Below are 17058 nucleotides of genomic sequence, written 5' to 3'. Positions count from 1 at the left end.
CCAAAATCACTTACTTTCTAGTAGGTGATTTTGATAGTGAGTAGGGCAAAGAGATAAATTATGCCGTGAAGGATGGGCTGAGAATAAAGTTATTGCATGACAGCTGATGGTTACCAGTAAGTTTTATCAGCATATCGTTTTCATGCACCTGGTTATCAAAATCAATCATCAAATACGTCATATCTCTTATATCATCATAGTGCTGCATTATCTCGGTATCACCACCAAAACTGAATTTATCTACCAACCGAGTCTTATTACTGTCCAGCGCCAAAGCAGATAAATCAATTTTATCTTTATCCACATTAAAATCGTGAAGGGTATCGGCAGCGGTGGTTAACGAATCGCTAACACTTTGGTAGACAAAGGTATTATAACCTTGATTGCCCCACAATTGGTCAGCACCGCCGCCGCCGGTCAATCTATTGTCTGCCTTATTTCCCTTAATATTATCATCACCATCACCCCCGATGGCATTCTCAATAATAACATCGGCAGCAATGGAGATATTTCCCTTTAATCCACCAACATCAGAGAAACTGAGCTGATTAAGATTGATAGTTTGATTTTGTTTATAACCGGAGAAATCAAAAGTATCAATGCCGCCCGCGTCCCATACGCAAAATATCAATATATCGCTGGCATTATTTGCGGTTAAATATTCACGACTGCTATTAGAGTTGAAACCGTAAGTGGTATTCCCAAGGCGGGTGTGCGGATTGGCACCATAGAGATATTGTAAAGCGGCGATATCCAACATTTGTGGTGTTGATGGGTGGTGCCCAAGATAGTCCGCATCAGAGGATTGCTCCGATAAATAACTCATGACACTCACCTGTTGTGTGTAGCTATCAGGGTTATGTGTGTGTTTCAAGCCCAGCGTGTGGCCCAGCTCGTGTGTGAGAATTAATGCGCTATAGCTTGTTTGGGTGGGATTAGCGGCATCGCAGTGAGCAAAATTAATCCATAATGGGCTGAAATCCCCCTGGCCGGGGTAATAGGCATAACCAGCAATCGTAACATCTTGCTGTTCGTAATTTAAAAATAATAGATTAGCGGGATTATCTTGAGAGGTTTCCATAAAGTGAATATTGGCAGCATCAGCACAACTTTGCATTGCCAGTTTGGCCTGACGAATTTGTTGTTGGTTAAATGGAAAGATGGGGGCGTCCTGCTGATAGGTAATATCACTTTCCCACAGTGAATAGCTTTGACTAAATGAATAAAATATCTTGTTAGTGATTTTTGTCTTATCACCAAATGTATATTCTGGGGTTATTTCAGATAGTTTTTCATTTGTTATGCTATTTATTATATTGGTATCGTTAGTATTGTCTGTGGTTATGTTCTCTGTGTTTATATTGCTTGCGGCTATTATGCCTATTTCAGTCCATTCCCTGGTCATGGTGGCCCCTAATAATAAAATGAGTTCTATTGATGTGAGGGGAGGATATTACTAGTGGCGCTAATTATTTAAATGAGCATTATCTCAAAATAATAAATTAATTAGATATGCTAGTTAATTAAATATTTACCATATTGATGGTTAAAGCTGATTATCCCATATTCTTATCGACTCTCATCTCAAAGAATATGGGAATAAGGGGCTAGTTACAGCACACCTTGGGCCAGCATCGCATCTGCCACTTTGACAAAACCGGCAATATTTGCGCCGTGGACATAGTGGGTTTGTTTGCCTTCACCGCCATATTCAACACAGGATTGATGAATATCCAGCATAATGTGGTGCAAACGAACATCAACTTTCTCTGACTTCCAGCTCATGCGCGCGGCATTCTGCGCCATTTCCAGACCAGATGTCGCTACGCCACCGGCATTGGCTGCTTTACCTGGTGCAAATAACACACCGGCTTCCAGGAAGGCATCAGTGGCCTGAATGGTTGTCGGCATATTAGCGCCTTCGGCTACAGCTTTAACGCCATTAGCAATCAACTGACGGGCCGCAGGTAAATCCAGCTCATTTTGTGTTGCACAAGGCAGGGCAATATCAACAGGGACACTCCACGGCTGCTGATTGGCTAAATAGACCAGATTTCGCTCGCGGGCATAATCTTCAATGCTGCCATAACGTTTGTTTTTAATCTCAGCCAGATGGGCCAGTTTTTCCGGTGTGAAGCCGGCTTCATCAACCACGGTGCCGCCTGAGTCAGAGGCAGTAATGACCCGCGCCCCCAGCTCCATCGCTTTTTCGATGGTATATTGCGCAACGTTACCCGCCCCAGAAACAGAGACTTTTCGCCCTTCAAAACCTAAACCGTGGCGTTTTAGCATGGCATCAGTGAAATAAACTAAACCATAACCCGTGGCTTCCGGGCGAATCAGACTGCCGCCGAAGGAAAGCCCTTTGCCGGTAAATACACAGGCGGTGTTGTTGGACAGTTTTTTCATCATGCCGGACATAAAGGCCACTTCACGGCCACCAACGCCAATATCCCCCGCAGGGACATCAGTATCCGGGCCAAGGTGACGGTAAAGCTCCGTCATCAGTGCCTGACAAAAACGCATCACTTCGGCCTGACTTTTTCCTTTCGGATTAAAATCAGAACCGCCTTTACCGCCACCCATTGGCAGTGTTGTCAGGGCATTTTTGAACGTTTGTTCAAAGCCCAGGAACTTAAGAATTGATAAGTTTACTGAGGGGTGGAAGCGCATTCCGCCTTTATATGGCCCAATCGCAGAGTTAAATTGAACACGCCAGGCACGGTTAACCTGGACTTTACCTTGGTCGTCAGTCCATGCCACACGGAATTGAATCACGCGCTCTGGCTCAACTAAACGCTCTAGTAGACTCTGTTCACGATAATGGGGGTTTTGCTCCAAAAAAGGCCAAAGCGAGGTAAAAACTTCACGTACGGCTTGGAGATATTCTGGTTGGTTGGTATCACGTTGTTGTAAAGACTCTAAAAACGACTCCAGAGAGGTTAAACCATTCATCACTAAAAATTCCTTGTACTAAGTAAGACTCTCCTGACCGCTTTTGTGACCTTAAGCTTAGATGCTAGGTTCTGTGGATAATTATTATTATCAAAATAGTGAGGAGACGATGTTGTGAATCATCGACTATATCACTGGTTTATATTCATACCACAAGGGATTTAACCAAAAAAATCAGCAGGGTTGCTAATGTGTGGAAATATAGGGTGGATGCAGGTTTGAGCATAAAAAACGCCCGTCAATGGCGGGCGTTAGAGGTGATGATGCTGAACTAATTAGATTTAGGCAGCTTATTCGTCTTCACCATTTTCGTCATCGCGCAGTGGTACGATAAGCATATCGACATGTACGGTATTGATCAGTTGGCGTGCTGAAGACATCAACTTGCTCCAGAAATCCTGATGATGGCCGCATAATACCAAGTCCATATCATATTTCTTAATGGCATCAACCAGTACCTGACCCAAGTCACCACTCCCGCTCAGTGTTTGCGTAATCGGGTAGCCCGCATTTTGAGCAAGTTCGGTCAAAGCATTGTGGGTTTCTTCAGAAATGCGTTTTTGCATATCGCCAAGATTAACGTCGATCAGACCGGTATAGAGATCTGAGTAGTTAACATCAACATGGATCAAAGACACTTTGGCATTGTATGGTCTGGCCATGGAGACCGCTTTTTCTACCAACACTTTACTTTCCGGAGAGAGGTCAACCGCAATCAGAATGTGTTTGTAAGCCATAAGTAAACTCCTTCCATAATGTTAATTAATGGGTAAGCAAACATTCAACCTGTTGAACGGGTGCTAGCGCGATAGTGACATAATATCATTATGACCCGTCATTGAAGTGTTTCACGGATCACAACACACCGTTTTGATGATGATCACTAAAGCAAACGTCTGTCTTTTTACACCAAGAGTTAACTAATTTCTATAGTTGATTACCTTGGTGTACTACCAAATTGATTGAATTTAATGCAGATCATTATACTCAGTATAGCGCTGATAAATCATCCCGATGGGGAGAATTTCATATTTGTGATGCAAATATAACTTATAAAAACTCGCGGTCAAATATATATGGTTTAGTTAAGAAAGATTAATATTTAGACAATGTTTTTTACCGGTTAAACCGACTTTCCAGAGCGCAAGGCTCGAATGCGTCGGGCCTAAACAAGCCCCAAATGGGCTTAATTTGGAGATTATCAGGCTATTTTTCATTTCATTTCCTACACTCATAAGGGAGTCCTACAGGTTCGTATTGTGCGTCGCGTAAAAATGCTTCGAACCACAAGTAGAAAGCGGACGATAGGGGGTGACTTTTGAGGCCCTGGGGGTGTTTGTATCGGCTAGAGTGAGCGATGGCGCAAAAGGGTTAGGCACTGGCCTAATGCGTGTGATATCGCTGGGGGGATGATTATGATCAGTACCGTCGCACTTTTTTGGGCATTATGTGTGGTATGTGTGATTAATATGGCGCGTTATTACTCATCACTGCGTGCTTTGTTGGTCGTCTTACGTGGTTGTGACCCTTTGCTGTATCAATATGTCGATGGCGGTGGATTTTTTACCTCCCACGGTCAGCCGAGCAAACAGATTAGATTAGTCGGCTATATCTTTGCTCAGCGTTATCTTGATCACCATGATCCGGAGTTTATTCGCCGCTGCGAGAGATTACGTGGGCAATTTATGCTGACCAGTGCATTATGCGGTTTGGTGGTGGTCAGCCTGATGGGCTTAATGTTGTGGTATTAGTATGAACTCTTGGCATAAAAACAATTAAAAAAGGCGACCTCATCAGGCCGCCTTTTATTTACCCTTACCGTCCGGTGCTATCACCGTCCAGTATCATCACAGTTTTGCACTAAGGCGTACTGTAATAGCAATACATTCGCTGGATTAGATAAGCTTCAACGCAATCCAATACAAACCGCCGGAAAGAAGAATAGAGATTGGCAAAGTCAGTACCCATGCCAACATAATGTTCTTCACCGTCTTGCTTTGCACACCGCCGCCATCGACCAACATGGTGCCGGCAACCGCAGAAGAAAGCACCTGAGTGGTTGAGACTGGCATACCGGTGTAACTGGCAATACCGATAGATACCGCCGCAGTCACCTGGGCAGAAACCCCTTGTGCATAGGTCATGCCTTTCTTACCGATTTTCTCACCGATAGTGACCGCAACACGTTTCCAACCCACCATGGTACCCAAGGACAGGGCCAAAGCGACAGCAACAATAATCCAGGTTGGCGCATATTCCACAGTTTCTAACAAATCGGTACGCAGATTGTTAAGGAAACGGCGGTCTTGAGCACTGGTTTCTGGCAGTTTAGCAACAGTTCCTGCGGTCTCGGCAACACACATCAGCAAGCGACGCATATGGCTGCGTTGGTCTACTGTCAGGCCATCATAGCTTTGCAGATTAGCCAGCAGGGCTTGTGCTTGATCAATGGCTATCATGGCGCGTGAGCTGTCACAATGGAACTGAGCAGATGTATTCGGCAATGTATCAGGCGTAGCCACTGATGGCTTCAGCGCGACAGCATGAGGTATTACTTCAACATGCTGCTGATAATATTGTTGCAGATGAGTCACTGCATCGCGGGTGCGAGCAATATCATAGCCGGTAGCACTCATATTCACGACAAACCCAGCCGGAGCCACGCCGATTAATACCAGCATGATCAAGCCAATCCCTTTCTGACCATCGTTAGCGCCATGAGAGAAACTCACACCAATAGCCGACAGGATAAGCGCAGTACGTGTCCAGAATGGCGGTTTACGTTTACCGTCTTTCTTTTCTCGTTCAGCAGGTGTCAGGTGAATACGTTGCTGCTTCTTGGTTCCGTTCCAGTAACGACGTAGCAGGAACACCATCAACCCAGCAATAACCAGACCCACTATTGGGGACAAGATTAATGACAGGAAGATTTGAATCATCTTAGGAACGTTCAGCGCATCTACCACAGATGTACTGGTCATTAATGCATTGGTTAAACCAATACCGATGATTGCACCAATCAGCGTATGTGAACTGGAGGCCGGAATACCAAAATACCAGGTACCCAAATTCCAGATAATCGCGGCCAGCAGCATTGAGAAGACCATGGCCAACCCATGTGCTGAACTGACGTTCAACAGCAGATCAGTAGGCAATAAGTGAACAATGGCATAAGCCACGCTCAATCCGCCCAGCATCACGCCGAGGAAGTTAAACACCCCTGCCATCACGACAGCCACCTGAGAACGCATGGCACGGGTATAGATTACGGTCGCAACCGCATTGGCTGTATCATGAAAACCATTGATGGCTTCGTAAAACAGCACGAACAACAAAGCAAGGACTAACATTAGGCCGGTATGGAAATCCAGGCCAGCGAAAAGATGTAGCATAAGCGTTACGCCAGTTTGTGGACATGAACGCGGCGCATTATCAGTGACAATGGGGGGTGGGGAAAAGGAAAATATGACCTTTTTTTGACATGAGTGCAGACAATATCGTCTTTTTGAGCAACATATGCATGTTATATCAGCAGGTTACTTAGTTTTACCCTATGAGACATTTTCTTACTATAGCTTCCTGTTGATGGGCGACTTACAATCCCCCGCCGCGAATTTGTCGGTTGAATGAACTAAATAGTCTGTAAATCGATAAAAAAAAGAGCAATTTTTTGCTGCGGTTGATGACAAACCCATAGATTATGGTCTGGAGTTTGTCGCGGTGACTGCACCTATGGGCGCTCCGACGGCTTACGCCGTTACGACCCATTCGGTACATTTCCCCTCCAATCGGCTTTGTCAGTAGTATGAGCAATTTTTTGCTGCGATGATTTTTTTACTCAGTGAGGCCAGTGTGGAACAGTTTGATGTGGTAGTGATAGGCGCGGGTGCGGCGGGGCTATTTTGTGCTGCTCAAGCCGGGCAAGCAGGGTGTCGGGTGCTGTTGGTTGATAATGGCAAAAAAGCAGGGCGTAAAATACTGATGTCCGGTGGTGGCCGCTGTAATTTCACCAATATGTTTGTAGAACCTGCTGCCTACTTGTCACAAAATCCTCATTTCTGTAAATCTGCTTTGGCACGATATACCCAGTGGGATTTTATCGACCTGATGAATCGCTATGGTATCGCCTGGCATGAGAAAACACTGGGGCAACTGTTCTGTGACGATTCTGCACAACAGGTGGTTGAGTTGCTGCTAAAAGAGTGCGAGTTGGGGCAGGTTACCCTTCGGTTACGCAGTGAAATTCTATCAGTTGAAAAAAGCGAGACCGGCTTCCTATTGCAGATTAACGAAATGCAAGTGAGCACTAACTCACTTGTTGTGGCCTCTGGTGGCCTGTCTATGCCTGGACTGGGAGCCTCTCCATTTGGCTATAAATTGGCAGAACAGTTTGGTTTGACAGTCTTGCCAACCCGTGCGGCATTGGTGCCTTTCACCTTGCATAAACCGTTGCTCGAGCACCTACAAACGTTGTCCGGTGTTTCAGTCCCTGCGGTAGTGACGGCAGAAAATGGGGTCAGTTTCCGCGAGAGTATTTTATTTACCCATCGTGGGCTTTCTGGCCCAGCAATTTTACAACTTTCAAGCTACTGGCAGGCTGGCGAGTTTGTGAGCATTAACTTACTTCCTGATACTGATTTAGATGCTTTCTTGAACAATGAGCGGCAAGCCCATCCAAATCAGTCTCTGAAAAACACATTGGCGCAACTGCTACCTAAGCGGTTGGTGGAATGTCTTCAGACGCTGGAGCAACTGCCAGATGTCACTCTGAAGCAATTAAATGCTCCGCAGCAAGCGGCACTGGTGGCGAACCTTCAGCAGTGGCGGGTACAGCCCAATGGGACTGAAGGTTATCGCACCGCAGAAGTCACCATTGGCGGTGTAGATACCCAAGAACTTTCCTCTAAGACAATGGAAGCGCATAAAGTGCCGGGATTGTACTTTATTGGTGAAGTTGTTGATGTTACTGGCTGGTTAGGTGGTTATAACTTCCAATGGGCCTGGAGCTCGGCCTGGGCTTGCGCGCAGGCATTGGCCGCGAAGCAGGCATCATGAGATTTACCCGCTAAAATCACTCGCAGTGCAGTAAAGCCTCTTAGCCCGGTATATCCGAGCAAGAGGCAATAAAGAAATCAGTGCGGTATAACTCTCAATGCAGTGCCTGAAGAATATTATAAGCTGCTTGCACGCGGACTGGATTCGGGTAGTTTTTGTTAGCTAACATCACTATGCCAATCTTCTCCTCTGGGATAAAGACGATATAGGCACCAAAGCCATTGGTCGCGCCGGTCTTATGAACCCAGGATGCCGGTGTTGCCAGCTGCGGTGGCAGTAACTCCTCTGCTTTACGCGGTTTCAAGGCGATATCATTGCCACTGTCAGCAATGACTTTTTGCGGGTCGATAGGCCAGTTGTACATTTCCCAACCCAATCCTTGGAACAAGTCTCCAGCTTGGAAATAGCGAGATTGCGCCGCGATGATCGCTTTCTTTAACTTATCGTTTTTGGCTGATAGCTGGTCTGGGTCCATATTTGCCTGCATATATCTCACCATATCTTTCGTGGTGGATTTTACCCCATAGGCTTCCTCACCCAGCATGCCCAAGGTGACGCGCACCGGCTGACCATCCTTATATCCCCAAGCATAGTCGGGCAGCATAGATTCAGGGACAGTGATAAAAGTACGTGTCAGTTTTAATGGCTGAAATACATATTCTTTCATATAGTTTTCAAAGGTTAATGGGCTTTTTTTCACCGCTAACGCACCGAATAAACCAATGCTGGCATTGGAGTAATTTCGCATTACACCCGGCGCCCATTGTGGCTGCCAGTGTTGATAATATTGCCACAGTGATTTTTGGTCTGTCACTGAATCTGGCAGTTGCAGAGGCAGCCCTCCGGCAGTGTAGGTTGCCAGATGCAGCATTTTCACACCTTGCCACTGCTGCCCTGTTAGCTCAGGAGCGTATTTTGTCACTGGGTCATTAAGATTCATTATGCCGGTTTGCATGGCATATTCCCCGGCTATTCCGGTAAAGGTCTTACTGACCGAGCCAAGTTCAAACAGCGTATTTTCAGTCACTGGAATACCGGCTTTTATATCCGCTACGCCGTAATTAAAAAACTGTGGCTTGCCATCATAAAAGACAGCGACGGCCATCCCGGGAATATCTTGTTGTTCGATCAACGGCTTAAGATTTTTATTGACGATAGTTGCAACCTGCTGTTCCGTCAGTCGAGTTTGTGCCGAGGTATAAAATGGGGAAGTTGCGATAGCGGCGAAGACCAAAATATTGACGATAGATTTTTTTAACATTGGGGATCTTCCATAAATTAATCAGTAATAAGCAGTGTGGCTCCTTTGCGCTGCCGATTCTGCGGTGATTGACTATGGATAACAATCGATTATATTTGATACTTAATAATAGAAAAACTAACAGATAAATCTATGGTACGCAGTTACATTCCCTTAAATTCGCTTCGTGCCTTTGAAGCCGCAGCCAGACAGTTAAGTTTTACTAAGGCTGCTATCGAATTAAATGTTACCCATGCAGCCATAAGCCAGCAGGTCAAAGCGCTGGAACAACGCCTTAATTGTCGCCTCTTTATTCGGATTTCTCGTGGATTAGTGTTAACCACCGAAGGCGAGAATCTGCTGCCAATCCTTAATGATTCCTTTGATCGTATCGCAGACACACTAGACCGTTTTTCTGCCGGGGTAATGCGTGAAAAAGTCAGGGTGGGTGTTGTTGGAACGTTTGCAACTGGCTATCTATTGTCGCGGATGAAGAATTTTCAACAGCGCTATCCACATGTGGATATTTTACTTTCAACGCACAATAATCGTGTTGATGTTGTGGCTGAAGGGCTGGATTATGCTATTCGTTATGGCAATGGAGCCTGGCATGATACCGAGTCGCAATTTTTGTGCGATGCGCCACTGGCTCCGCTGTGTGCCCCTACATTGGCGGGAAGTTTGCGCCAGCCTAATGACCTACAAAAATTTACCCTGCTGCGTTCTTATCGGCGTGATGAATGGTCAGCATGGTTTGCTGCTGCTGGGGGATGTCTACCTTCACCCTCTCAGCAAATAATGGTGTTCGACTCGTCGGTGAGCATGCTGGAAGCGGTACAAGCAGAGATAGGTATTGCACTGGCCCCACCGTCAATGTTTTCACATCTGTTACTGAGTGAACGTATTATCCAGCCTTTTAGCACGACGATTAACTTGGGCGGATATTGGTTAACTCGTCTGCAATCTCGTACAGAAACACCGGCTATGCGGGATTTTTCACTCTGGTTATTGTCTGAGATGAAATCTGACAAAGTAGAGCCGCAGTGTCAGCCTTAGTGGTTTTATCATATAGACATTCCTAAGTCAGGAAGCCAATGAATCGCGCCAATTGAGTTAAAGAGCATTATCTCACCGCGACATAAAAATATGCTGGAGTGGCGCGTCTCGCTATATCCCTTACCTGCTAATAATAACCTGCATAAAATAATTTTATCTTACGTTAACCCAAGAAATATTTTTTTATCTAGTAAATTTAGCTTAATGACCGCATTAATTTTACCCAATTGTATTTTTCGCATGAAATGATTTTTACTTTAATGAATTCATTAAGATGATGATATCATTTGCGACCTATGCATGGATTTATCTCGCCTTGAGATTTTTATGCACACAACAAAATATAATATTGAGATAACCTCGCTCTAATAAAATGTATCGTTAAGTAATCTATATTGGTTTGTTTTTATTTAAGTAACTATCTAAAGGACTATGTGGTGAAATACTCTAAATCTCTTTGTCTTATATTAGTGTCTATATTGTTATCAGGTTGTGCTGGTAAACAGCCCTATGATACTGAAGTCGAAAAGAAATCTATTCGTGGTGAAAATGGTGCAGAAATACCAATATCCGCATATAACAAGCTGGAAACAGGAAACAGCCATGCAACGGATACCTCGCTACGTCTGGTTACCCGCTCTGATACCGCTGCTGCTGTAGGTGTCTCTGTTGTGGCTTTTGTCGCTCAGGCGTTTGCGGGGGGGGCTTCGGGCAGTACTTTTACGAAAGAAGATTTAAGAGGCACAAAAATAGTCGTGTTGAGTAATCCGACTATTGGTTATTTCATGCCAAATATTGAAGCTGAAGTAAAGAAAGGGCTGGCGGATAAACCTAAGCATCTTTATACGGAAAAAATAGAAGTGCGCCCAAGTGTCTGGTTATTAATGTACGAGAACTTATCTGGATCAGAAACTGACTATGAATTACGTTATGTGACCAGTTTCAGTAAAAAGAAAGAAGCTTGGCAAAAGAATACGATGTATTTTGTTTGTGAGCCTAAACCTATTAAAGCCCCATTAGAGCAGTGGCAAATAAACAACTACGAAAAAGTGACAAAAGTCACTCAGCAATATATGGCTGAATGTATGAAGACTTTTGTTGAACAGGTTGACTCTATCGTTAGTTAATATTCAGTGTTTTTTTCGCCCCAAAATATCGTTATGTTTTAATTATTATCTTAAAGGGAGCCTCTGGCTCCCCATGTCATCTGAATATGGCTGTTACCTTGGTGTATATCTAGATTTCTTACTCGGAAGTTGTGTTCCCGCCAAACTTGGCATGGCTTGGCGCATGATATCGAGAAACGCGCGCAATCTGGCAGGGTAAAAACTGGCGTGGGGGTAAACTAAATAGATGGGTAAAGGTAATCCGTGCCAATCTGGTGCCAGATGGACTAATCGCCCTTGGGCAAGGTCGTCGCTGATTACCCATGTTGATGCAATCCCTGCTCCTAATCCTGCCAGTGCAGCATTACGTAATGCATACAGGCTGTCAGTACTCAACTGTGGTTTAATGGAAATACGCTGGATTTCACCCTGTGTTTTATGGCTAAGAACGACTTCATTACGGTAAAACGAATTTAATGCTATCCAATGAAAATCCAGCAATTGTTCGGGGTGTGTGGGCAGCGGTTTGTTGTTCAATAGCTCAGGTGCAGCCACCACGATGCGCGGCACCTCAGCAAGAAGAATGGCGACAACCGAAGGGTCGGTTACAGCCCCAACTTGAATAGCACAATCTATACCTTCAGCAATAAAATCTGGGCGACGGTCGTTTAGCGTCCATTCAACCGACATTTCCGGGTAACGATACAGATAGTCTTTAAGTGGTTTGATTAATTGATCCTGTCCGAAGGCATGCGGAACCAATACACGCAATAAGCCTCTGGGTTGGTCGGTCGCACCTCGTAGGTCATCCTCCATGGCATTCCAGTTTTCAACCAATGCTTTGGCGTGGGAATAACAACGTTCGCCATCATCAGTCAATTTCATGATATGCGTGGTACGTTGCAATAGCTTCAAACCCAGCAAACGTTCCAGTGTTTGCAACCGGCGGCTAACTGTTGGCTGGCTTGTACCCAGACGTGCCGCTGCCCCGGACAAACTCCCCGCCTCGACAATACGAATAAATGTTTGCATCAACTCTATACGGTCAATGCTAGATAAATTAATTTCCTTCATACGTACAGCGTATAACAGTTTTACTCTGTGGGCGACTACCAAGATGTGTCTGTACAGGCAAAAATATAGCCTCAATAACATTACAGGTAGCCATCATGACAGTCATCCAAACCACAGCAAGCCCCGCAAATAGCATTGAACAAAGCCTTTCCGGGCGGACAGTTCTTATGTTGGCAACCGGTGCAGGCCTTAGCGTTGCATCGATTTATTATAGCCAACCCCTATTGGGCGTTATGGGTAGTGATTTGCATGCCAGCGTAGGTGCGGTAGGTATGGTGCCGACATTGACACAAATTGGTTATGCGTTAGGCATATTATTACTGGCCCCACTGGGGGACCGCCATGACCGCCGGATTATCATTTTGTTGAAAGGCATTCTGCTGACCATGGCATTGTTATTTAGCGGCTTTGCACCGGGTATCAGTGGGTTACTTGTCACCAGTTTTGTTATCGGTATTGCGGCCACGATGGCGCAGGACATTGTCCCGGCTTCCGCAAGCTTAGCCTCGGCGGCTCAACGCGGAAAAACAGTCGGAACGGTTATGACGGGTTTGCTGTTGGGTATTTTGTTGTCACGGGTGTTGAGTGGTTTTGTCGCTGAATACTTCGGTTGGCGGTCACTGTATATGGGCGCCGCACTGTCAGTTATTTTAATCACTCTAGTTATCTGGCGCTGTTTGCCGCGGCTGCCAGCAACCTCGACACTGAGTTATCCGGCTCTGTTCACCTCAATGAGCCATTTGTGGCTGCAGTTTAAAGACTTACGCCGGGCTGCATTATCACAAGGGTTATTATCTGTAGGATTCAGCGCATTCTGGTCAACTTTAGCTGTGATGCTACAGGATACTTATCACCTTGGCAGTGCCGTGGCGGGGGCGTTTGGTCTTGCCGGTGCTGCAGGTGCATTGGCTGCGCCATTAGCGGGATCATTGGCCGACCGCCGAGGGCCACAAGTGGTTACTTTAATTGGCGCAGGCCTGGCAACATTATCGTTTGCCGCTCTGTTTCTTTTGCCTTTGCTACCCTTTCAGCTTCAGATAGGGCTTATTGTCGTCAGCGCCATTGGTTTTGATTTTGGTGTTCAAGCCACATTAGTCGCACATCAAACCATTATTTATAGCCTTGAACCCGCAGCCCGTAGCCGGCTCAATGCGCTGTTATTCACCGGCGTGTTTATTGGGATGGCTGTCGGGTCTGCCTTGGGCAGCCTGATGCTGGAAAAAATGGGCTGGGTCGGTGTTGTTGCCCTGATCACCCTGGCGGGTGCTGCAAGTCTGGCTGTTAGATGGCGTGGTCGAAGTGCCCAATAGCAGGATTTTTGCGGTAATACATAGAAAACCTTTATCCAGCATATTTCGGGATGCCTAACAACCAGGCACCCCGATGCCACATTGCAATTTTCATACACAACACGAAATTTGGCCGTTAATATTTGCCATCAACACGAACTTTGCCTGTTAGCTTTGCAGGTAAGCAATACTGTGGCGAATCTCTCTTTCAATATCAGCCTCTGACCAGGTAGTTAACTGTGATGAGAATGGTTCAAAAGCATATATTCCCTGATAGCCTAGCCGCTCAAGATTCTCGACTTGCTGCTTACTTTGCAGTTTATCTTGCTCACTTAGCATGATGCGGTCTTCATCAGTGAGTGTAGATTTTAGCCGTGCTTCTTCAACACCAGAAAGATGCACCAAGCCAATAGTATTGACATCAATATGTGCATCAAACTCGGCCTGCACGATATCACTCAAATAGTAGTGGAAGGTATCCAACACCATTTTGTAGGGGGTTGCTGATTGGCGGATGATGGACTGTGTGAGCAGATGAGAGCGCAATGAACTGATCTCAAAGCCTAAAGGTTCCACCAGTCCGGTAATCTGATATTTTTTAAATAGCGGGGCGAGTAACAATAATGCATCCAGTGTGTCTTGCTCTTTTTGTCCTGCGGAACGCGGGTCACTGGCGTTACAATTGGGGCACAAAATTACCCCGTGGCAGTTAATCGCTTGTGCCTGTTTTAGCAGGTTTTCTGCCTCTTGCAGCAGCACCGAACCATGCTCTGGTAAATTGAAGTATTGCAATGCATTGATAGTGACAATTTCAATTTCGTATTCATTGGCTAAAGCATTCAGTTGTGCCGCGGTTAGCCCGTCAGTGACTTCCCCACTTGGCATGTCATTGCGTAATTCAACCTTATTTAACCCACATTTTTTTACCAGTTGGATAAAACGTTCAATACTTAAATTGGGGGCAATTTTGCGATTAATACAGAAACGATTTTGTGCAATAAACATGCGATTTGCTCCTGCTGTTATGGATGCTTGAGATATATTGACTCTCTGAGATGTTTAGCTCGGAGAGCCGCTTAACGATAAAAACGCTGCGGGCAGAAAAATCTACAGATAGAAAAATGCCGCAGATCCGCAACACATAACCGGTATTCCTTTTTGGTTGATACGCCATAAAAACTCCATTTTGTATCCCTTGCCACCAACCTGCAGCACTAACCTGTTGAGAAAAATAAGCAGGGCAAGAGCGGGCGGAGGTCACTCACATAGATACTTAATAAAAACATTCATTTCATTTATTTAAAATAACGAAACATTAATTTTTAGATAAAGCTCAAATATCAAGCGGTAAAAAATCGGATAAAGGTTATTTAAGATGATTAATTGCCCACTAAATACACTGGATTTTTTATGCTAGCAGTTTATTTCGGATATAAAACTGAGGAAATGCAGGTAAGTATGTGTAGTGCGCAGCTGTTCTGAGTATTTTGAGGGTTAGGTTAAAGCTTTGCAGGAACTTGCGATGCATCGCACAAAACAAAATTTCTAAAGAAAGTTATTTGAAACTTTTTTTTCAATAGAATAGAGTCTGCATATCGGCTGGTTCTTCGCCTTCCTGGTGACTGATCGCCTTGCGGGGTCTCTTGGCACGACCACAAGATACCCTTACTGATTGAGCGTATGGCTCGTTAGGTGTCTGGCATCTCGCCATTTTAATGACCCTTGCGATAACCGCTATTAAGAAGAGGGTGAAACATGAAAATTGTGAGTAACTTTATTGGTGGAAAGCATTGTCTAAGCTCCAGCCATCAAACTGCCGATATTCATAATCCAGCCACTGGTAAGGTTGAGGGTCAGGTTACTCAAAGCACTGCTGAGGAGGTTCATCAGGCTATTGGTGTTGCTCATCAGGCGTTTGCCGACTGGTCACAGACCACCCCTTTGCGCCGAGCCCGGATTATGTTCAATTTTAAAGTGCTGATTGAACAGCATCGTGATGAATTGGCCGAGTTGATTGTTCGCGAGCACGGTAAAGTCTACTCCGATGCACTGGGTGAAATTACCCGCGGCCTTGAAGTTGTCGAGTTTGCCTGTGGTATCCCGCACTTATTGAAAGGTGAATATTCGGCAGATGTCGGTACTGGTGTGGATAGCTTCTCAATGCTGCAACCCTTGGGGGTTGTCGCAGGAATAACGCCATTTAACTTCCCTGCAATGGTGCCGATGTGGATGTTCCCGGTGGCCTTAACCTGTGGCAATACTTTTATTCTGAAGCCACCCGCTTTAGACCCCTCTGCTTCTGTTCGTTTGGCTGAGTTACTGACCGAAGCTGGCTTACCTGACGGTGTATTCAATGTTATTCACTGTTCAAATGAGAGTGCGGCCCAACTTTGTACTGACCCACGAATTCAAGCGGTAAGTTTTGTTGGTTCTTCTACTGTTGCTGAACATATCTATACCACTGCCAGTGCTCATGGTAAGCGCGTACAAGCCTTTGGTGCGGCAAAAAATCAGGCCATTATAATGCCTGATGCCGACCTCGATGCGACCGTAAATGCATTGATGGGCGGTGCATTTGGTTCTGCAGGTGAGCGCTGTATGGCACTGCCTATCGCCGTTGTTGTTGGTGATAGCACAGCAGATAAGTTAATTGAAAAACTAAAACCACTTATTGCTCGCTTACGTATCGGCCCTGGCTTGCAGCAAGGTGGCGAAGAAAATGAAATGGGGCCATTAATTTCAGCGGCTCATCAGAAAAAAGTCTTGGGATATATAGATCAAGGGGTTAAAGAAGGTGCGACGTTAATCACTGATGGCCGAAATTATAAGGTTGATGGTCATGAGCAAGGATATTACGTCGGTGGCACCTTGTTTGATCATGTCACGCCAGATATGAAAATTTACCGAGAAGAAATCTTTGGGCCAGTGCTCGGTATTGTCAGAGTTGGTGATTATCAAACAGCGATTGATACCGTGAATAGCCATGAATTTGGTAACGGGAGCGCTATCTTTACCAGTAGCGGCCACTTTGCCCGACAATTCGTCCATGAAGTCCAGGCTGGGATGGTCGGTGTTAATGTGCCAGTTCCAGTTCCTATGGCATTTCATAGTTTTGGCGGTTGGAAACGTTCTGTATTTGGCGCATTGAATGTTCATGGTACTGATGGCGTGCGTTTTTACACGCGAATGAAAACAACGACCGCCCGCTGGCCAACCGGTCAGCAGACCGTATCAGAATACAGTATGCCAACGCTGGGGTAATGCTATCTGAAGGTGTTCGTTA

Annotated in this window: 13 protein-coding genes; 6 read left to right on the top strand and 7 right to left on the bottom strand. The window is 45.4% G+C overall.

What is annotated here, in order from left to right; genetic code table 11:
* Window positions 1–58 precede the first annotated feature (58 nt).
* From YROHD0001_RS08595 to uspA, 3 genes are all read right to left on the bottom strand, one after another.
* Window positions 59–1405 carry a M10 family metallopeptidase C-terminal domain-containing protein gene (locus tag YROHD0001_RS08595; RefSeq protein WP_004714774.1) on the bottom strand — a complete coding sequence of 449 codons (1347 nt, stop codon included), beginning with the start codon at window positions 1403–1405 and terminating at the stop codon, window positions 59–61.
* A 206-nt stretch (window positions 1406–1611) separates the two neighbouring features.
* Window positions 1612–2955: an NADP-specific glutamate dehydrogenase gene (gdhA, locus tag YROHD0001_RS08600; RefSeq protein WP_004714773.1), complete on the bottom strand. Its 1344-nt coding sequence runs from the start codon at window positions 2953–2955 to the stop codon at window positions 1612–1614.
* Window positions 2956–3245: 290 nt separating this feature from the next.
* Entirely contained in the window at window positions 3246–3692 is a 447-nt protein-coding gene (gene uspA / locus YROHD0001_RS08605; RefSeq protein WP_004714772.1) for a universal stress protein UspA, read from the bottom strand.
* Between the two features lie 678 nt (window positions 3693–4370).
* On the opposite strand from uspA, the gene uspB reads away from it, so the two are divergent.
* A complete protein-coding gene (gene uspB / locus YROHD0001_RS08610; protein WP_004714770.1) occupies window positions 4371–4706 on the top strand; it encodes a universal stress protein UspB in 336 nt (111 codons plus the stop codon).
* Between the two features lie 144 nt (window positions 4707–4850).
* Here the strand turns inward: uspB and pitA are convergent, their stop codons facing one another.
* Entirely contained in the window at window positions 4851–6347 is a 1497-nt protein-coding gene (gene pitA, locus YROHD0001_RS08615) for an inorganic phosphate transporter PitA (protein ID WP_032816926.1), read from the bottom strand.
* Between the two features lie 460 nt (window positions 6348–6807).
* Here pitA and YROHD0001_RS08620 point away from each other — a divergent pair, with 460 nt between their 5' ends.
* Entirely contained in the window at window positions 6808–8010 is a 1203-nt protein-coding gene (locus YROHD0001_RS08620; protein ID WP_032816936.1) for a BaiN/RdsA family NAD(P)/FAD-dependent oxidoreductase, read from the top strand.
* Window positions 8011–8104: 94 nt separating this feature from the next.
* Here the strand turns inward: YROHD0001_RS08620 and ampC are convergent, their stop codons facing one another.
* Window positions 8105–9271 (bottom strand): class C beta-lactamase, encoded by a 1167-nt coding sequence (ampC, locus tag YROHD0001_RS08625; protein ID WP_004714767.1) that lies wholly within the window; start codon window positions 9269–9271, stop codon window positions 8105–8107.
* A gap of 132 nt (window positions 9272–9403) precedes the next feature.
* Between ampC and ampR the strand changes: the two genes are divergently transcribed.
* Both ampR and YROHD0001_RS08635 read left to right on the top strand, forming a co-directional pair.
* Window positions 9404–10306 carry a LysR family transcriptional regulator AmpR gene (ampR, locus tag YROHD0001_RS08630; protein WP_004714766.1) on the top strand — a complete coding sequence of 301 codons (903 nt, stop codon included), beginning with the start codon at window positions 9404–9406 and terminating at the stop codon, window positions 10304–10306.
* Window positions 10307–10743: 437 nt separating this feature from the next.
* Complete coding sequence (locus YROHD0001_RS08635) at window positions 10744–11433, top strand: hypothetical protein (protein ID WP_032816925.1); 690 nt, start codon at window positions 10744–10746, stop codon at window positions 11431–11433.
* A gap of 93 nt (window positions 11434–11526) precedes the next feature.
* On the opposite strand, the gene YROHD0001_RS08640 is transcribed toward YROHD0001_RS08635, so the two are convergent.
* Window positions 11527–12486, bottom strand: a complete 960-nt coding sequence (locus tag YROHD0001_RS08640) for a LysR family transcriptional regulator (protein WP_004714763.1) — start codon at window positions 12484–12486, stop codon at window positions 11527–11529.
* Between the two features lie 95 nt (window positions 12487–12581).
* Here YROHD0001_RS08640 and YROHD0001_RS08645 point away from each other — a divergent pair, with 95 nt between their 5' ends.
* The gene (locus tag YROHD0001_RS08645; protein ID WP_004714762.1) at window positions 12582–13796 is read left to right on the top strand and encodes an MFS transporter; all 1215 of its coding nucleotides are present in this window, start codon (window positions 12582–12584) and stop codon (window positions 13794–13796) included.
* 147 nt (window positions 13797–13943) lie between these two features.
* On the opposite strand, the gene YROHD0001_RS08650 is transcribed toward YROHD0001_RS08645, so the two are convergent.
* Complete coding sequence (locus YROHD0001_RS08650; protein ID WP_004714761.1) at window positions 13944–14780, bottom strand: TIM barrel protein; 837 nt, start codon at window positions 14778–14780, stop codon at window positions 13944–13946.
* Between the two features lie 750 nt (window positions 14781–15530).
* Between YROHD0001_RS08650 and YROHD0001_RS08655 the strand changes: the two genes are divergently transcribed.
* Window positions 15531–17036: a CoA-acylating methylmalonate-semialdehyde dehydrogenase gene (locus YROHD0001_RS08655; RefSeq protein WP_004714760.1), complete on the top strand. Its 1506-nt coding sequence runs from the start codon at window positions 15531–15533 to the stop codon at window positions 17034–17036.
* The last annotated feature ends 22 nt before the right edge of the window (window positions 17037–17058 follow it).

Source organism: Yersinia rohdei ATCC 43380, assembly GCF_000173775.1.
Taxonomy (GTDB): domain Bacteria; phylum Pseudomonadota; class Gammaproteobacteria; order Enterobacterales; family Enterobacteriaceae; genus Yersinia; species Yersinia rohdei.
This window is presented reverse-complemented; position numbering and strand designations above follow the sequence as displayed.